We start from the raw sequence: 17,431 nt of genomic DNA, 5'->3' as shown, positions 1-17,431 counted from the left end.
CTCCGTATGTAATAAAACATATCAATAGATTTGCTGGCTGCCTGGATCAAACGATCGGGGTGGCTGGCGTTTGAGGATTCTGTGGTTATTTGGTCAGGATCAATTTCCCGGCTTTGGTCTGCCGCAGTTGATAGCGCTGGCCCTGATGGGTAATGAACGCGATGCCTTCGGCGCCGAGCAGCTGTGCGCTGTCGTAGCTGGGCGGCGCGTTTGCGCTGTGCTCGTTCGGGGCCGCGGCGGCGGGGGTTGGCGTGTTGGCAGTATCCATCATCATTGTGCTTAAAAAACAGATTATTAAATGGTAATTAATATCAAACTGAGAATCATTATCATGTGAAGGAAAGGTGACATCAAGGAAAATTTTCTTACCGATGGAACCTTTTTGTCGAACGGGCATCCTGCGGCGGGCCGAGCGCACTCGGCCCGTAAAAAAGGGGCGTTATTTCAGCAGGGTTTCGATGCGGTCAAACAGACGTTCGGGTTTGGTGATCGGCGCAAAGCGCGTCACGCGCTGGCCGTCGGCGGTGAGCAGGAACTTGGTGAAGTTCCATTTGATGCGGCGGCTGCCCAGAATGCCGGGCGCCAGGCGTTTCAGCTCATTGAACAGCGGGTGCGCGCCGGGGCCGTTAACGTCGATCTTGCTGAACAGCGGGAAACTGACGCCGTAGTTAAGGCTGCAAAAATTGGCGATCTCCAGCGGGCTGCCCGGTTCCTGAGAACCAAACTGGTTACAGGGGAAGCCGAGCACCATCAGGCCGCGCTCGCGATAGTATCGCCACAGATTTTCCAGCCCGCGGTATTGCGGGGTGAAGCCGCACTTGCTGGCGGTGTTGACCACCAGGTAAGCGCGCGCCGGGAAATCGCCCAGCGTTTTTTGCTCGCCCTGCAGCGTGACGCAGGGGATGGATAACAGAGAGTGAATCATGCCGGGGCTCCCAGTGCGTTTCGGCGGGTGCTAAAGCGTTGCAATCAGTATAGATGAGTGGGACAGAAGGGAGAAAGCCGGGGCGAGGCCCCGGCCTGTGTTGCGTCAGAAACGGCTATCGACCGCATCCGCCAGCATCGCCAGCAGCTGTTCGCTGTCGGACCAGCTCAGGCAAGGATCGGTGATCGACTGGCCATAGGTCAGCGGTTGGCCGGCGACGATCTTCTGCGTGCCTTCCACCAGGAAGCTTTCCGCCATCACGCCGGTGATGGCGGCGGAGCCGGCGCGGATCTGCTGGCAGACGTTGTCGGCCACTTCCAACTGGCGGCGGTGCATTTTCTGGCAGTTGCCGTGGCTGAAGTCGATCACCAGGTGTTCAGGCAGATCGAACTCGCGCAGGCTGTCACAGGCGGCGGCGATGTCGCTGGCGTGGTAATTCGGCGTTTTGCCACCGCGCATGATGATGTGGCCATATGGGTTGCCGCTGGTCTGGTAGATGGTCATCTGGCCATGTTTGTCCGGCGACAGGAACATGTGCCCGGCGCGCGCCGCGCGAATGGCGTCGATGGCGATGCGGGTGTTGCCGTCGGTGCCGTTTTTGAAGCCGACCGGGCAGGAAAGCGCCGAGGCCATTTCACGGTGGATCTGGCTTTCGGTGGTGCGCGCGCCGATGGCGCCCCAGCTGATCAGGTCGGCGATATATTGGCCAACCACCATGTCCAGGAATTCGGTGGCGGTCGGCAGGCCGAGCTGGTTCACTTCCAGCAGCAGGCGGCGCGCCATTTCGATGCCGCGGTTCACCTGGAAGGTGCCGTCCAGCGCCGGATCGGAGATCAGGCCTTTCCAGCCGACGACGGTGCGCGGTTTTTCGAAATAGGTGCGCATCACGATCTCCAGGCGGTCCTGGTAACGTTCGCGCAGGGCGTTCAACCGGCCGGCGTAATCGACGGCGGCGTCGAGATCGTGAATGGAGCAGGGGCCGATCACCACCAGCAGGCGGCGGTCTTCGCCGGTGAGGATTTTTTCAATGCGTTTGCGTGACGCTGTCACGTTATCGGCGACGGCCGCCGAGATCGGCAGCTTGTCCGCCAACGCTTGCGGCGTGACGAGGCTGTCGATGCGCGCGGTCCGCAGTTCATCTGTTTTGTGCATGTTGTTCCCTGGAAACTGTTCTTCTCTGCGGCAGGAGTGCCGGGAAGTGATGGCGATCACAATAACGCAAAAAGCGCTGAATTCAACCGTAGAGATTGCGTTCTGTTGATCAAAGCCGCGAAAAAAAGCACAAAAAAATCAGCTGCTGCTGAAATAAACGGCAGACGGCGGGGCACAGCGGCCCCGCGAGGAAAAGATCAAAACATGCGGCGGCTCATGCCAAGAATGTCGAGGATTTTGGTGGAGATCTCTTCGACCGAATAGTTGGTGGTATTGAGGTAGCGGATCTGATTTTTGCGGAACAGCGCTTCGACCTCGGCGATCTCCATGCGGCACTGACGCAATGAAGCGTAGCGGCTATTTTCACGCCGTTCTTCGCGGATCGCCGCCAGGCGCTCCGGATCGATGGTCAGGCCGAATAATTTATGCTGAAACGGTTTCAGCGAGGCCGGCAGGTGCAAATTGTCCATATCGTCGGCGATAAACGGGTAGTTGGCGGCGCGGATGCCGAACTGCATCGCCAGATAAAGGCTGGTGGGGGTTTTGCCGCAGCGCGACACGCCGAGCAGGATCACCTGCGCCTGATCGAGGTTGCGCAGCGAGATGCCGTCGTCATGCGCCAGGGTATAGTCGATGGCGGCAATGCGCGCGTCGTATTTGCCGAGGTTGCTGGCGGTCAGGCCGTGGGTGCGGTTCGGCACCGGCGTCGGCTCCACCTCCAGCTCACCCTGCAGCGGGCCGACCAGCGCCTGCACGATATCCTGACAGAAGCCTTGGCTCTGAACGATCACGTCGCGCACTTCCGGCGAGATGATGGAGTAAAACACCAGCGGCCGTACACCGGTTTCATTATAGATATCATCGATTTGTTGGCGAACTGCGCGTGCGCGCGCCTCGGTTTCGACAAACGGCAAGGTGTACGTGGTCGCCGTGACCGGGAACTGCGACAGCACCGCGTGCCCCAGCACTTCGGCGGTGATCGCCGTACCATCCGAAATATAAAAAACGCTTCTTTCCACCCGAGGCTCCTTACCTGAAAACGGTGTTCCTGCTGTCATCACTGCCAATATCATGAGCCGCAGACGATTCGCCGGTAAAGGGGCGAGGGAAAAAATTGTGATGGCGGGGCGGTAAACCGCCTTGCGGCGGCGCGCGAAGAAAAGCGCGCTTTGGCGGCGGTAGAAATCGCGGCGCAGCGACGCTGTTCGAGCCGAAACGTAAATTTGCCGCTATTTTCACCAAAAACGATAGCGTTTGCGTGGTCATTAAAACAGAATTTTAAAAAGAGCGTAATTTGTTGAGAACTAAGCTTTTCGTGCGATTGGGAACGGTTCCCAGGCAAATCAGCCGGTTAGGACATTCTCTTAAAAACCACTTTCTTCAGTGGGTTGATCGATTCACCTTTCCATTTTCCCCGGATCAGTGTGCTAGTCTGATTCGGCTCCGTGTTAGCGGTGCCGTAAAGCAAGCGAATTAAATCCGTCTTTACCCTACTGATAGCAATAAGGATTGTCTCGATGTCCAACAATGGCCCAGACTTGCGTAATGTGCTTTGGTACAACCAGCTTGGCATGCACGACGTTGACCGTGTCGGCGGCAAAAATGCCTCCCTCGGTGAAATGATCACCAATCTTTCCGATTTGGGCGTGGCCGTGCCTAACGGTTTTGCCACCACCGCACAGGCGTTTAACGATTTCCTCGAACAAAGCGGTGTTAACCAGCGCATCTATCAGTTACTGGATCAGACTGACGTTGACGACGTTGCCCAACTGGCCAAGGCCGGCGCCCAGATCCGCCAATGGGTGATCGACACGCCGTTCCACGCCGAGTTCGAGCGTGAAATTCATCAGGCTTACCAACAGCTCGCCGACGGCGAACCGGAAGCTTCCTTTGCGGTGCGCTCCTCCGCCACGGCGGAAGACATGCCGGACGCCTCCTTTGCCGGTCAGCAGGAAACCTTCCTCAACGTGCAGGGCATCGACGCCGTAATGGTGGCGATCAAGCACGTGTTCGCGTCGCTGTTCAACGATCGCGCCATCTCTTATCGCGTGCACCAGGGCTACGATCACCGCGGCGTGGCGTTGTCGGCCGGCGTACAGCGCATGGTGCGCTCGGATCTGGCCTCCTCGGGCGTCATGTTCACCATCGACACCGAGTCCGGCTTTGATCAGGTGGTCTTCATCACCTCCGCTTTCGGCTTGGGTGAAATGGTGGTGCAGGGCGCGGTGAACCCGGATGAGTTCTACGTGCACAAACCGACGCTGCAAAACGGCAAGCCGGCGATCGTGCGCCGCAACCTGGGTTCGAAAAAGATCCGCATGGTATACGCGCCGTCGCAGGATCACGGCAAGCAGGTGCGCATCGAAGACGTGCCGGAAGCGCAGCGCAGCCGTTTCTCGCTGACGGATGAAGAAGTGCAGGCGCTGGCGCAGCAGGCGATCCTGATCGAAAAACATTACGGCCGCCCGATGGATATCGAGTGGGCGAAAGACGGCCATACCGGCAAGCTGCTGATCGTGCAGGCGCGCCCGGAGACCGTACGCTCCAACGAGCAGACCATGGAACGCTACCAGCTGAACGGCACCAGCCCGGTGCTGGTGGAAGGCCGCGCCATCGGCCACCGCATCGGCGCCGGACCGGTGAAAGTGATCCACGACATCAGCGAAATGGATCGCATCCAGCCGGGCGACGTGCTGGTGACCGACATGACCGACCCGGACTGGGAGCCGATCATGAAGAAGGCCGCCGCGATCGTCACCAACCGCGGCGGGCGCACCTGTCACGCGGCGATCATCGCCCGTGAGCTGGGCATTCCGGCGGTGGTGGGCTGTGGCCACGCCACCGACGTGCTGAAAGACGGCCAGAAAGTCACCGTCTCCTGCGCGGAAGGCGACACCGGCTTCGTTTACAGCGACATGCTGGACTTCAGCGTGCAGAGCTCCGAAGTGACCGAGCTGCCGGATCTGCCGCTGAAGATCATGATGAACGTCGGCAACCCGGATCGCGCTTTCGACTTCGCGCGTTTGCCGAACGAAGGCGTGGGCCTGGCTCGGCTGGAATTTATCATCAACCGCATGATCGGCGTGCACCCGCGCGCGCTGCTGGAGTTCGACCAGCAGACGCCGGCGCTGCAAAATGAAATTCGCGCGCTGATGCAGGGTTACGATCACCCGGTCGAGTTCTACGTCGGTCGCCTGACCGAAGGCATCGCGACGCTGGGCGCCGCCTTCTGGCCGAAGCGCGTGATCGTGCGTCTGTCCGACTTCAAATCCAACGAGTACGCCAACCTGGTGGGCGGCGACAAGTATGAACCGCACGAAGAGAACCCGATGTTGGGCTTCCGCGGCGCCGGCCGTTACGTGGCCGACAGTTTCCGCGATTGCTTCGCGCTGGAGTGCGAGGCGGTGAAACGCGTGCGTAACGATATGGGGCTGACCAACGTCGAAATCATGGTGCCGTTCGTGCGCACCGTGGCGCAGGCGGAAGCGGTGGTGGCCGAGTTGGCGCGTCAGGGGCTGAAACGCGGCGAAAACGGGTTGAAAGTGATCATGATGTGCGAAATCCCGTCCAATGCGCTGTTGGCGGATCAGTTCCTCGAGCACTTCGACGGCTTCTCCATCGGCTCCAACGACATGACTCAGCTGGCGCTGGGGCTGGATCGCGATTCCGGCGTAGTGTCGGAACTGTTCGACGAGCGCAACGAGGCGGTGAAAGCGCTGTTGTCGATGGCGATTCAGGCGGCCAAGCGCCACGGCAAATACGTCGGCATCTGCGGCCAGGGCCCGTCTGACCATGAAGACTTCGCCGAGTGGCTGATGGAGCAGGGCATCGACAGCCTGTCGCTCAACCCGGACACTGTGGTGCAGACCTGGATCAATTTGTCGAAAAAGAAATAATGTCTCGGCCTCACTGAGGCATTAACGTCGGGCCGCAGTTAACGCTGCGGCCTTTTTATTTCCGAATGTAAATAACGGCGCGTAAAATAATCAATTCGACGAAAAAAGAATAAAAAAAAGCCCACCGTAGGAGATGGGCAAAGACTACACACAGCAATTCACATGTATGGCATTACATTGTTCAGAAAGGTTGCTTTAAAATCAGTGATTTGAAGCAATAGATGGCCATAATACTAGATTTTTGAACGCGACTAGTCATTAAGAATCATCCTAATCGATAGCGGCATCACATTTTATTTGCGGGAGTTATCTCTTTTTTCCGTTTGCAACAAACAGGGATTTACATTGCATCTTTCATTCGCCGTACCGTAATCAATATAGGGCGGCATTATATTGGGCGGAAATATTACTCGAATGAGGTAGAAATAATGACGGGCGTGAAAAGCTCCGCCCGACGCTGCGGGCGGAAGGGGGAATTAGCGTTTTTCCAGATCGTCGATGACTTGCTCCGGCGCGGAGGTCGGCTCCGGCGCTTCATCCATCCAGGCGGTCAGCAGGCGATAAGATACCGCCAACACCACCGGGCCGATGAACAGGCCAATCATGCCGAAGGCCAGCAAACCGCCGATAACGCCGGACAGGATCAGCAGCAGCGGCAGATCGGCGCCCATGCGGATCAGCACCGGGCGCAGCACGTTATCCAGCGTGGCCACCACGCAGCTCCAGACCAGCAGCACGGTGCCCCAGGTGGTGTCGCCGTGCCAGTACAGCCAGATGATGGCCGGCACCAGCACCAACAGCGGCCCCAATTGCGCCACACAGCAGATGAAGATCAGCATCGTCAGCAGGGTGGCGGCAGGAATGCCGCTTACCGCCAGACCGATGCCGCCCAGCACCGACTGCACCAACGCCGTCACCACCACGCCCAGCGCGACGGCGCGGATCGCCTGGCCGCCCAGCAGCACCGCCGCATCGCCGCGCGCGGAACCGAGGCGCACCGCAAAGTGGCGGATACCCAGCGCCACCTGCTCACCGCGCGCATACAACAAGGCGCTGAACAGCAGCATCAGCGCGCAGTGCAGCAGCAGGCGGCCGATATGCGCCGCCTGCGCCACGAACCAGGTGGCGGTTTGGCCAAAGTACGGCTGCACCTTCGCCAGCAGCGCAGCGCCGCCGGCGTTAACCAGCGTGTGGTAGCTGGTATAGAGTTTGTCGCCGATCATCGGCACGGACTGCAGCCAGGCGAGATCGGGAATATGCAGTTTGCCCGGCGAACTGGCCCAGGCGATCAGCGGCGCGCTGTTATCCACCACGCTGCTGATCAGCAGTGAGATAGGCAGAATGAACAGCAGGATCAGCAGCAGGGTCATGACCAACACCGCCAGCGAACGGCGGCCCCACAGCAGCTTTTGCAGTTTGAGCAGCAGCGGCCAGGTGGCGATCACCACCATGCCCGCCCAGGCGAAGCCGAGAATAAACGGTTGGATCACCCAAAAACAGGCGACGATCATGATGGCGATAAACAGCACGCCGAAAATAATTCGCGGTAAGTCGTAACGCGATTGCGGGAGTGGCATCAGTGGGTTCTCATCCTGGTCAATTAAATCCCTGGCACCGGCGAATCGGGGTGCCTGTCGGTCGGTTTCTCACCGCTAGGCGGCCGCCTGTGGCGGCGCTCGCAGGGCGGTAATAATGTGAATGCCTTCACTAAACGAGTATGTTAGTTTTTAGTGTCACTAAAAAATAGGGTGGGTCTGAATTAAAGGCCCGATTCAGCGTACATCAGCGCATAAAAAATAGACGGACAGGGTCAAAAAAGCGAATGATCCCACAGATTTCTCAGGCGCCCGGCCTGGTTCAACGGGTGCTCGACTTTTTGGAAGCACTGAAGCAAAACGGATTCAACGGCGATACCGCCACCAGCTATGCCGACCGGCTGACGATGGCCACCGACAACAGTATCTATCAGCTGCTGCCCGATGCGGTGGTGTTCCCCCGTTCCACCGCCGACGTGGCGCTGATCGCCCGTCTGGCCGGAGAAGAGCGCTTCAACACGCTGACCTTCAGCCCGCGCGGCGGCGGCACCGGCACCAACGGCCAGTCGCTCAATACCGGCATCGTGGTCGATATGTCGCGCCATATGAACCGCATTCTGGAGATCAACGTCGAACAAGGCTGGGTGAAAGTCGAAGCCGGGGTGATCAAGGACCAGTTGAATCAATACCTGCGGCCGTTCGGCTACTTCTTCTCGCCGGAACTGTCCACCAGCAACCGCGCCACGCTGGGGGGAATGATCAACACCGATGCCTCCGGCCAGGGCTCGCTGGTGTACGGCAAAACCTCCGATCACGTGTTGGGCCTGCGGGCGGTGCTGCTGGGCGGTGAGATGATCGATACCCGCGCCATGCCGACGGCGCTGGCGGAAACGATTGCTCTGGAAGAGACCGCCGAAGGGCGCATCTACCGCACGGTGCTCAACCGCTGCCGCGAGCAGCGCGCGCTGATCCTGGAGAAATTCCCCAAGCTCAACCGCTTCCTCACCGGTTACGATCTGCGCCACGTGCTGAGCGACGATCTGCAAACCTTCGATTTGACGCGTATTCTGACCGGCGCCGAGGGCACGCTGGCGTTTATCACCGAGGCGCGGCTGGACATCACGCCGCTGCCGAAAGTGCGCCGCCTGGTTAACGTGAAGTACGACTCCTTCGACTCGGCGCTGCGCAATGCGCCCTTTATGGTCGAGGCCAAGGCGCTGTCGGTGGAAACCATCGATTCCAAGGTGCTGAACCTGGCGCGTGAAGACATCGTTTGGCACTCGGTGAACGAACTGATCGCCGACGTGCCGGATAAAGAGATGCTCGGGCTGAACATCGTCGAGTTCGCCGGCGACGATCGGGCGCTGATCGACGGCCAGATGGAGGCCCTGTGCCAACGGCTGGACGAATTGATCGCGCAGCGGCAGGGCGGCGTGATCGGGTACCAGATCTGCGGCGATCTGGCTGGCATCGAGCGCATTTACAACATGCGCAAGAAGGCGGTCGGGCTGCTGGGCAACGCCAAAGGGCGCGCCAAGCCGATTCCGTTCGCCGAGGACACCTGTGTGCCGCCGCAACATCTGGCGGACTATATCGTCGAATTTCGGCAACTGCTCGATGACCACAATCTGAGCTATGGCATGTTTGGCCACGTCGACGCCGGGGTGCTGCACGTGCGCCCGGCGCTCGACATGTGCGACCCGCAGCAGGAAGTGCTGATGAAGCAGATCTCCGATCGGGTGGTGGCGCTGACCGCCAAATACGGCGGCCTGCTGTGGGGGGAACACGGCAAGGGGTTCCGCGCGGAATACAGCCCTGAATTCTTCGGAGAAACGCTGTATGAAGAGCTGCGCCGCATCAAGGCGGCGTTCGATCCGGATAACCGCCTGAACCCAGGCAAGATCTGTTCGCCGCTGGCGGTGGATGCGCCGATGATGCAGGTGGATGCGGTCAAACGCGGCACCTTCGATCGCCAGATCCCGGTCGAGGTGCGCACCTCGTTCCGTGGCGCGCTGGAGTGTAACGGCAACGGTCTGTGCTTCAACTTCGACGTGCGCAGCCCGATGTGTCCGTCGATGAAGATCAGCGGCAACCGCATTCATTCGCCGAAAGGGCGGGCGACGCTGGTGCGCGAGTGGCTGCGTCTGTTGGCCGAGCAGGGGGTCGATCCGCTGGCGCTGGAGAAACAGCTGCCGCAGCAGCGCCTCAGCTTGCGCGGCCTGATCGAGAAAACCCGCAACAGCTGGCACGCCGGCAAGGGCGAGTACGACTTCTCGCACGAAGTGAAAGAGGCGATGTCCGGCTGCCTGGCCTGTAAGGCCTGTTCAACCCAGTGTCCCATCAAGATTGACGTGCCGGGATTTCGTTCGCGCTTCCTGCAGCTCTACCACACTCGCTATCTGCGCCCGGTAAGCGACTACATGGTCGCCGGCGTGGAGAGCTATACCCCGTTGATGGCCCGCGCGCCAAAGGTGTTCAACTTCTTCTTCCGCCAGCCGTGGCTGCGGAAGATGAGCCGCAACGCCATCGGCATGGTCGATCTGCCGCTGTTGTCAAGCCCGACGCTGCGTCAGCAGCTGTCCGGCCACCGCGCGACCACGCTGACGCTGGAGCAGTTGGAAGGGCTGAGCGCCGAGCAGCGCGCAGAACACGTGTTGATCGTCCAGGATCCGTTCACCAGCTATTACGACGCCAAAGTGGTGGCGGACTTTGTCCGGCTGGTGGAGAAGCTCGGCTATAAACCGGTGCTGCTGCCGTTCTCGCCGAACGGCAAGGCGCAACATGTGAAAGGTTTCCTGACGCGCTTCGCCCGCACCGCGCGCAAAACCGCCGATTTCCTCAACCGCGTGGCGCAGCTAGGCATGCCGCTGGTGGGCGTCGATCCGGCGCTGGTGCTGTGTTACCGCGACGAATACCGCGAGATCCTCGGCGCCGAGCGCGGCGATTTCCAGGTGCAGCTGGTGCATGAATGGCTGCAGCAGCGGATCGCGGATCGCGCCGAACAGCCGGCGACCGGCGAGCCGTGGTATCTGTTCGGCCACTGCACCGAAACCACCGCGCTGCCGGCCAGCGGCCAACAGTGGGCGGCGATCTTCGCCCGTTTCGGCGCCAAACTGGAGAACGTCAGCGTCGGCTGCTGCGGCATGGCGGGCACTTACGGCCATGAAGCCAAGAACCTGCAAAACTCGCTCGGCATTTATGAGCTATCATGGCATCCGACGTTACAGCGTTTGCCGCGGCAGCGCTGCCTGGCGACCGGCTATTCCTGCCGCAGCCAGGTGAAACGCATCGAGGGCAATGGCGTGCGCCACCCATTACAGGCACTTCTGGAGATGATTGAGTGAAATTGTGGAAACGTGAAACATCGCTGGAGCAGCTGAACCGCGCCGGCGACGGCTGCATGGTCAGCCATGTGGGCATCGAGTTTACCCAATTGGGCGAGGATTTCCTCGAGGCCACCATGCCGGTCGATGGCCGCACCCGGCAGCCGTTCGGGCTGTTGCACGGCGGGGCGTCGGTGGTGCTGGCGGAATCGATGGGATCGATGGCCGGCTACCTGTGCAGTGAGGGCGAGCAGAAAGTGGTGGGGCTGGAGATCAACGCCAACCACCTGCGCGCGGTGTTCGATGGCCAGGTGCGCGGGGTGTGCCGCGCACTGCACGTCGGCCGTCGCCATCAGGTGTGGCAAATCGAGATCTTCGACGCGCGCGATCGGTTGTGCTGCACCTCGCGTCTGACCACGGCGGTCATCGACTGATCCCCGCCGCTTTCCGCAGGCGATCGGCCTGCGGAGCCTTTCGCTTTACAGCTGAAACGGCACGCGTTTGACGAAGTCCTTCTGAAACGCGTTCGCCTTCTCCCAGGTGCCTTCCATTGCATATTTTTGGCAGATCAGCGTCAGCGTATGGCGGGCGAAGTGGTAGCTTTGCACCCGAAAAAGCTGGCAACGCTGTGGGTTGTTGATCTCGACGATCAGCCGGTTGTGCAGCTTGCTGAGCGCGTGCAGGTAGCTGTCGTCGTCGCCGTTCTCCAGACACAAATTGGCCATGGTCAGGCTGACGCTGTTGTACCGTTTCAGGTGGTCGATATTGCATTCCGGGCGCCGTAGCGCCGCTTCGGCCATGTAAAAGTCCACCGTGGCGTCGCGCACGCTGAATTTGTAGTCATCAATCTTGCCCAGCAACCATGCGTTGATCGAAAGAGTCATTGGCTTCGCGCTCAAATTCAAATTGAATGATAATCATTATCATATAAACTGCCGCGTTGCCGATCAATCCCCGGCGTGGCGTTTTTTCATCGCGCGGGGTGTAAAACGCCGCCGACGACCCAACTTGATGCTGAGCGACTAAACTTTAACCTGAGGGCGCGCGCTTGCGCTGCGCCACGAAATGCCGATAAACGCACATTTACGACAGACAGAATGCAGAAATAGGTATTTTCTATGAATGTTTAGATCGGCAACGTACCGCGGCGCTGTAACGCTGACGGGCCACCGGGGAGTGCGGTACGGTGATGCAGGATAAAGAACAAATTCATAGGGATAGCATGCACACCTTGCCGTCAGACGCCGCAAGCCGCCACGGATGTCCCGCTGGCTTGCCGCACGCCGCAGCGAAAAACCGCGCTCGCGGCGGATACCCCCGCAAAACAAACGGTTGAAGTGATAATCGTTATCACTAACATATAAGCAACCCAGATTGGCTGTGGCCAAACACGAGTGTGAGGTAGACCCTATGCAAACGGAAAATGTCGGCACTTTTTCTCTGGATGAAAATGTCTGGCAAGGCATTTCGCTCAGCGACAGCGCCGTACGACAAATAACCAAACTGATGCAGCAGGATCCGCAGGTGAAAGGGCTGCAGCTAGGGGTGAAACAATCCGGCTGCGCCGGCTTTGCCTATGTGCTGGATCTGACCCGCGAACCCGCCGATGACGATCTGCTGTTTGAGCGCGACGGCGCCAAACTCTATGTGCCGCTGAAGGCCATGCCGTTCATCGATGGCACCACGGTAGATTACGTCCGCGAAGGGCTGAATCAGATATTCAAATTCAACAACCCTAAAGCTCAGCATGCCTGCGGGTGCGGCGAGAGCTTTGGCGTTTGAGCGATGCAATCAACATGACACGAAGCAATGTAGAAATGCCTAATGAAGTGCAGGCTTGGGTCAGCGAAGGTCGCTACAAAGAAGGTTTCTTCACCCAGCTGGCAACCGATGAGTTGGCCAAGGGCATCAACGAAGAGGTGGTGCGCGCCATCTCGGCCAAGCGCAACGAACCCGAGTGGATGCTGGAATTCCGCCTCGAGGCTTATCGCGCCTGGCTGCAGATGGAAGAGCCGCATTGGCTGAAGGCCAATTACGAACGCCTGAACTACCAGGACTACAGTTACTATTCGGCGCCGTCCTGCGGCAGCTGCGACGATGCATGCGGTTCGCAGCCCGGCGCCGAGCAGCAACCGGGCGCGGCGACGGAAAAAGATTACCTGACCAGCGAAGTGGAGCTGGCGTTCAACCAGCTCGGCGTGCCGGTGCGCGAGGGAAGCGAGGTGGCGGTGGACGCCATCTTCGACTCGGTCTCGGTCGCCACCACCTACCGTGAAAAACTGGCGGAGAGCGGGGTGATCTTCTGCTCGTTCGGCGAAGCGATCCAGGAATACCCGGATCTGGTGCGTCAATACCTGGGGCGCGTGGTGCCGTCCAACGATAACTTCTTCGCTGCGCTGAACGCCGCGGTGGCCTCCGACGGCACCTTCGTCTATGTGCCGAAAGGCGTGCGCTGCCCGATGGAGCTGTCGACCTACTTCCGCATCAACGCCGCCAAAACCGGCCAGTTCGAGCGCACCATCCTGATCGCCGACGAAGGCAGTTACGTCAGCTATATCGAAGGCTGTTCCGCCCCGGTGCGCGACAGCTACCAGCTGCACGCGGCGGTGGTGGAAGTGATCCTGCATAAAGACGCCGAAGTGAAATACTCGACGGTGCAGAACTGGTTCTCCGGCGGCGAGAGCAAGGGCGGTATCCTCAACTTCGTCACCAAGCGCGCGCTGTGCGAAGGCGCCGGTTCGAAAATGTCCTGGACCCAGTCGGAAACCGGCTCGGCCATCACCTGGAAATACCCGAGCGTGATTTTGCAGGGCGACAACTCGATCGGCGAATTCTTCTCGGTGGCGCTGACCAGCGGTCATCAGCAGGCGGATACCGGCACCAAGATGATCCACATCGGCAAAAACACCAGGTCGACCATCATCGCCAAAGGCATCTCCGCCGGCCACAGCGAGAACACCTATCGCGGCCTGGTGAAAATCCTGCCGGGGGCGGAAAACGCCCGTAATTTTACCCAGTGCGACTCGATGCTGATCGGGCCGGACAGCGGCGCCCACACGTTCCCTTACGTTGAAGCGCGCAACAACAGCGCTCAGCTGGAGCACGAAGCCACTACCTCGAAGATCGGCGATGACCAGCTGTTCTACTGCCTGCAGCGCGGCATCAGCGAGGATGACGCCATTTCGATGATCGTCAACGGTTTCTGCAAGGACGTTTTCTCCGAGCTGCCGCTGGAGTTCGCCGTCGAGGCGCAAAAACTCCTGGCCATCAGCCTGGAACACAGCGTGGGTTAATCGCCGCATTTTTAGCGCCGTCGGCGCTATCTGAGGACACAGCATGTTAAGCATCAAGAATTTGAAAGTCAGCGTGGAAGGCAACGAGATCCTCAAGGGATTGGATCTGGAGATCAAACCGGGCGAAGTGCACGCCATCATGGGGCCGAACGGCTCGGGCAAGAGCACGCTGTCCGCCACGCTGGCCGGGCGTGAAGAGTACGAAGTGACCGAAGGGGAAGTCACCTTCAAGGGCAAGGATCTGCTGGAGCTGGATCCGGAAGATCGCGCGGGCGAGGGCGTGTTCCTGGCCTTCCAGTACCCGGTGGAGATCCCCGGCGTCAGCAACCACTTCTTCCTGCAGACGTCGGTCAACGCGGTGCGCAAATACCGCGAGCAGGAGCCGCTGGATCGCTTTGACTTCGCCGATTTCATCGAAGAGAAAATCGCGCTGCTGGATATGCCGGCCGATCTGCTGACCCGTTCGGTCAACGTCGGCTTCTCCGGCGGTGAGAAAAAGCGCAACGACATTCTGCAGATGGCGGCGCTGGAGCCGGATCTGTGCATTCTCGATGAAACCGATTCGGGCCTGGACATCGATGCGCTCAAAATCGTCGCCAACGGCGTCAACTCGCTGCGGGACGGCAAGCGCGCCTTTATCATCGTCACCCACTATCAGCGCATTCTGGACTACATCAAACCGGATTACGTACACGTGCTGTCCCAGGGGCGCATCGTCAAATCCGGCGATTTCTCGCTGGTGAAACAGTTGGAGGAGCAGGGCTATGGCTGGCTTACCGACCAACAGTAATTCAAACGCGCTGCAGCAGCTGTATCGCCTGTTCGAAGGCCGCGGCGGCGAGCGTTCGCCGCATGCGCTGGCGCACTGGCAGCAGGCGCTGCGCCTCGGCTGGCCGACGCGCAAGCATGAAAACTGGAAATACACGCCGCTGGAGAGCCTGCTGGAGCAGCAATTCCTCGAGCCGCAGCCCGCCCCGGTGAGCGCAGAGCAGCTCGATGCGCTGGCGCTCGGCATCGATGCCTGTCGGCTGGTGTTTATCGACGGCCGCTACAGCGCCGCGCTGAGCGATGGCGACCTGGACGACTACCAGTTCGAGTTGACCGCCTATGGCACGCCTCAGGCGTTGCCGGAGCCGATCCAGCCGGAGATTTTTCTGCACCTGACCGAAAGCCTGGCGCAGGAAACCAGCCTGATTCGCTTGCCGGCCGGCAAGATCCCTGCACGCCCGCTGTATCTGCTGCACATCAGCAGCGGACGCGGCGCCGCCGGGGAAGTGAACACCGTGCATCACCGCCATCATCTGGAGATCGGGCGCGGGGCTGAGGCGGACGTGATTGAACACTATGTCAGCCTGGGCGAGGCCGCACACTTCACCGGCGCGCGCCTGACCGCCAATGTGGCGGACAACGCCGGGCTGTTGCACTGCAAGCTGGCGTTTGAGAGCCAGCCAAGCTACCACTTTGCCCACAACGATCTGGTGATCGGCCGCGACGCGCGGGTGAAAAGCGACAGCTTCCTGCTGGGCGCCGGCCTGACGCGGCACAACACCAGCGCGCAGTTGAACGGCGAAGGCGCCAATCTGGTGATCAACAGCCTGGTGCTGCCGGTGGGCAAAGAGATTTGCGACACCCGCACCTATCTGGAGCACAACAAGGGCTATTGCGAAAGCCGCCAGCTGCATAAAACCGTGGTCAGCGATCGCGGCAAGGCGGTGTTCAACGGCATGATCAAAGTGGCCAAGCACGCGATCAAAACCGACGGCCAGATGACCAACCATAACCTGCTGTTGGGCAAGGTGGCGGAAGTGGATACCAAGCCGCAGCTGGAGATCTACGCCGATGACGTCAAGTGCAGCCACGGCGCTACCGTGGGGCGCATCGATGAAGAGCAGCTGTTCTATCTGCAGTCGCGCGGCATCGACAAGCACGCGGCGCAGCAGATGATCATCTTCGCCTTCGCCGCCGAGCTAACCGAAAGCATCGCCAACGACACCATCCGGGAACGGGTGCTGGCGCGCATCGCCCAGCGCCTGCCGGGGGAGGCTGCATGAGTTATCCGATTGAACGCGTGCGCGGCGATTTCCCGCTGTTGGCGCGTGAGGTGAACGGCCAACCGCTGGCCTATCTCGACAGCGCCGCCAGCGCGCAGAAACCGCAGGCGGTGATCGACCGCGAGCTGGAGTTCTACCGCCACGGGTATGCGGCGGTGCATCGCGGTATCCACACCCTGAGCGCCGAGGCGACTCAGCAGATGGAAGCGGTGCGGGAACAGGCGGCGCGCTTTATCAATGCTGCCTCGGCGGAAGAGATGGTGTTCGTCAAGGGCACCACCGAAGGCATCAATCTGGTGGCCAACAGCTTTGGCCGCCACCTGCTGCAGCCGGGCGATGCGATTCTCATCACCGAGATGGAGCACCACGCCAACATCGTGCCGTGGCAGATGCTGGCGCAGGAGCGCGGGTTGCAGCTGCGGGTGTGGCCGCTGCAGCCGGACGGTACGCTGGATCTGGCGCGGTTGCCGGAACTGGTCGACGCGTCCTGTAAACTGCTGGCGCTGACCGAGGTCTCCAACGTGCTGGGCACCGTCAACCCGGTGCGTGAGATCATCGCCCGTGCCAGAACCCTGTCACCGGATCTGACGGTGCTGGTGGACGGCGCGCAGGCGGTGATGCACCAGCGCGTCGATGTCCAGGCGCTGGACTGCGATTTCTACGTGTTTTCCGGCCATAAGCTGTATGGCCCTTCCGGCATCGGCATGCTGTATGGCCGCCAGGCGTTGTTGCAGCAGATGCCGCCGTGGGAAGGGGGCGGCTCGATGATCCGGCAGGTCAGCCTGACGGCGGGCACCACCTTCGCCGATCCGCCGTGGCGCTTCGAGGCCGGTTCGCCGAACACCGCCGGCATCATGGGGCTGGGCGCGGCGTTTGATTACGTCGAAGCCTTGAGCCTGAATGCGATCCACGATTATGAACAGTCGCTGATGCATTACGCGCTCGAGGCGCTCAAGCAGGTGCCGACGCTGAAAATCTATGGTCCGGCGCAACGCGCCGGGGTGATCGCCTTCAATCTGGGAGAGCACCATGCCTATGACGTCGGCAGCTTCCTCGATCAGTACGGTATCGCCATTCGCACCGGCCATCACTGCGCGATGCCGCTGATGGCGTTTTATCAGGTGCCGAGCATGTGCCGCGCTTCGCTGGCGTTATATAATACCCGCGAAGAGGTGGACCGGCTGGTGGCCGGGCTGCAACGCATTCATCAGTTATTAGGTTAGGCCGGGGCGCGTCCCCGGCGGTACAAAAGGATC

At 60.2% G+C, this 17,431-nt stretch carries 14 protein-coding genes and 1 other RNA gene; 8 read left to right on the top strand and 7 right to left on the bottom strand.

All coding sequences use genetic code 11. The annotated features are described in order from the left end of the window. Positions 1 to 85 precede the first annotated feature (85 nt). From hemP to ppsR, 4 genes are all read right to left on the bottom strand, one after another. Positions 86 to 268: a hemin uptake protein HemP gene (gene hemP, locus JL05_RS17710; RefSeq protein WP_033633196.1), complete on the bottom strand. Its 183-nt coding sequence runs from the start codon at positions 266 to 268 to the stop codon at positions 86 to 88. A 171-nt stretch (positions 269 to 439) separates the two neighbouring features. Then, a complete protein-coding gene (locus tag JL05_RS17705) occupies positions 440 to 925 on the bottom strand; it encodes a glutathione peroxidase (RefSeq protein ID WP_015377714.1) in 486 nt (161 codons plus the stop codon). Between the two features lie 105 nt (positions 926 to 1,030). Continuing rightward, on the bottom strand, positions 1,031 to 2,077 hold the full coding sequence (locus tag JL05_RS17700) for a 3-deoxy-7-phosphoheptulonate synthase (RefSeq protein WP_004931381.1): 1,047 nt from the start codon (positions 2,075 to 2,077) through the stop codon (positions 1,031 to 1,033). A 197-nt stretch (positions 2,078 to 2,274) separates the two neighbouring features. Continuing rightward, on the bottom strand, positions 2,275 to 3,135 hold the full coding sequence (gene ppsR / locus JL05_RS17695; protein ID WP_049239973.1) for a posphoenolpyruvate synthetase regulatory kinase/phosphorylase PpsR: 861 nt from the start codon (positions 3,133 to 3,135) through the stop codon (positions 2,275 to 2,277). Between the two features lie 459 nt (positions 3,136 to 3,594). Between ppsR and ppsA the strand changes: the two genes are divergently transcribed. Next, positions 3,595 to 5,973: a phosphoenolpyruvate synthase gene (gene ppsA, locus JL05_RS17685; protein WP_004931376.1), complete on the top strand. Its 2,379-nt coding sequence runs from the start codon at positions 3,595 to 3,597 to the stop codon at positions 5,971 to 5,973. Between the two features lie 109 nt (positions 5,974 to 6,082). On the opposite strand, the gene rprA is transcribed toward ppsA, so the two are convergent. Together rprA and ydiK are read right to left on the bottom strand one after the other, a co-directional pair. Beyond that, positions 6,083 to 6,192, bottom strand: an RNA gene (gene rprA, locus JL05_RS24465) — antisense sRNA RprA. A gap of 257 nt (positions 6,193 to 6,449) precedes the next feature. Continuing rightward, positions 6,450 to 7,550, bottom strand: a complete 1,101-nt coding sequence (ydiK, locus tag JL05_RS17680; protein WP_033633195.1) for an AI-2E family transporter YdiK — start codon at positions 7,548 to 7,550, stop codon at positions 6,450 to 6,452. A gap of 245 nt (positions 7,551 to 7,795) precedes the next feature. Here ydiK and ydiJ point away from each other — a divergent pair, with 245 nt between their 5' ends. Both ydiJ and menI read left to right on the top strand, forming a co-directional pair. Continuing rightward, positions 7,796 to 10,852 carry a D-2-hydroxyglutarate dehydrogenase YdiJ gene (ydiJ, locus tag JL05_RS17675; protein ID WP_033633194.1) on the top strand — a complete coding sequence of 1,019 codons (3,057 nt, stop codon included), beginning with the start codon at positions 7,796 to 7,798 and terminating at the stop codon, positions 10,850 to 10,852. Continuing rightward, the gene (menI, locus tag JL05_RS17670; protein ID WP_016927938.1) at positions 10,849 to 11,265 is read left to right on the top strand and encodes a 1,4-dihydroxy-2-naphthoyl-CoA hydrolase; all 417 of its coding nucleotides are present in this window, start codon (positions 10,849 to 10,851) and stop codon (positions 11,263 to 11,265) included. Before ydiJ ends, menI begins: the two co-directional genes overlap by 4 nt. A 45-nt stretch (positions 11,266 to 11,310) precedes the next feature. On the opposite strand, the gene JL05_RS17665 is transcribed toward menI, so the two are convergent. Continuing rightward, positions 11,311 to 11,715 carry a hypothetical protein gene (locus JL05_RS17665; RefSeq protein WP_004931369.1) on the bottom strand — a complete coding sequence of 135 codons (405 nt, stop codon included), beginning with the start codon at positions 11,713 to 11,715 and terminating at the stop codon, positions 11,311 to 11,313. Between the two features lie 526 nt (positions 11,716 to 12,241). Between JL05_RS17665 and sufA the strand changes: the two genes are divergently transcribed. The 5 genes from sufA to sufS are packed head-to-tail and all read left to right on the top strand — an operon-like array spanning position 12,242 to position 17,398. Continuing rightward, positions 12,242 to 12,613: a Fe-S cluster assembly scaffold SufA gene (gene sufA / locus JL05_RS17660; RefSeq protein WP_004931368.1), complete on the top strand. Its 372-nt coding sequence runs from the start codon at positions 12,242 to 12,244 to the stop codon at positions 12,611 to 12,613. A 14-nt stretch (positions 12,614 to 12,627) separates the two neighbouring features. Further along, the gene (gene sufB / locus JL05_RS17655) at positions 12,628 to 14,124 is read left to right on the top strand and encodes a Fe-S cluster assembly protein SufB (RefSeq protein ID WP_004931367.1); all 1,497 of its coding nucleotides are present in this window, start codon (positions 12,628 to 12,630) and stop codon (positions 14,122 to 14,124) included. A gap of 43 nt (positions 14,125 to 14,167) precedes the next feature. Next, positions 14,168 to 14,914, top strand: coding sequence for a Fe-S cluster assembly ATPase SufC (gene sufC, locus JL05_RS17650; RefSeq protein WP_004931365.1), 747 nt, complete (start codon positions 14,168 to 14,170; stop codon positions 14,912 to 14,914). After that, positions 14,889 to 16,175: a Fe-S cluster assembly protein SufD gene (sufD, locus tag JL05_RS17645; protein ID WP_033633193.1), complete on the top strand. Its 1,287-nt coding sequence runs from the start codon at positions 14,889 to 14,891 to the stop codon at positions 16,173 to 16,175. The genes sufC and sufD overlap by 26 nt, the downstream gene beginning before the upstream one ends. Further along, positions 16,172 to 17,398: a cysteine desulfurase SufS gene (sufS, locus tag JL05_RS17640; RefSeq protein WP_033633192.1), complete on the top strand. Its 1,227-nt coding sequence runs from the start codon at positions 16,172 to 16,174 to the stop codon at positions 17,396 to 17,398. The genes sufD and sufS overlap by 4 nt, the downstream gene beginning before the upstream one ends. Positions 17,399 to 17,431 lie beyond the last annotated feature (33 nt).

The sequence above is a fragment of the Serratia nematodiphila DZ0503SBS1 genome (genome assembly GCF_000738675.1).
Classification (GTDB): Bacteria; Pseudomonadota; Gammaproteobacteria; order Enterobacterales; family Enterobacteriaceae; genus Serratia; species Serratia nematodiphila.
The sequence above is the reverse complement of the archived record's forward strand: the minus strand, read 5'-3'. Positions and strand labels throughout refer to the sequence as shown.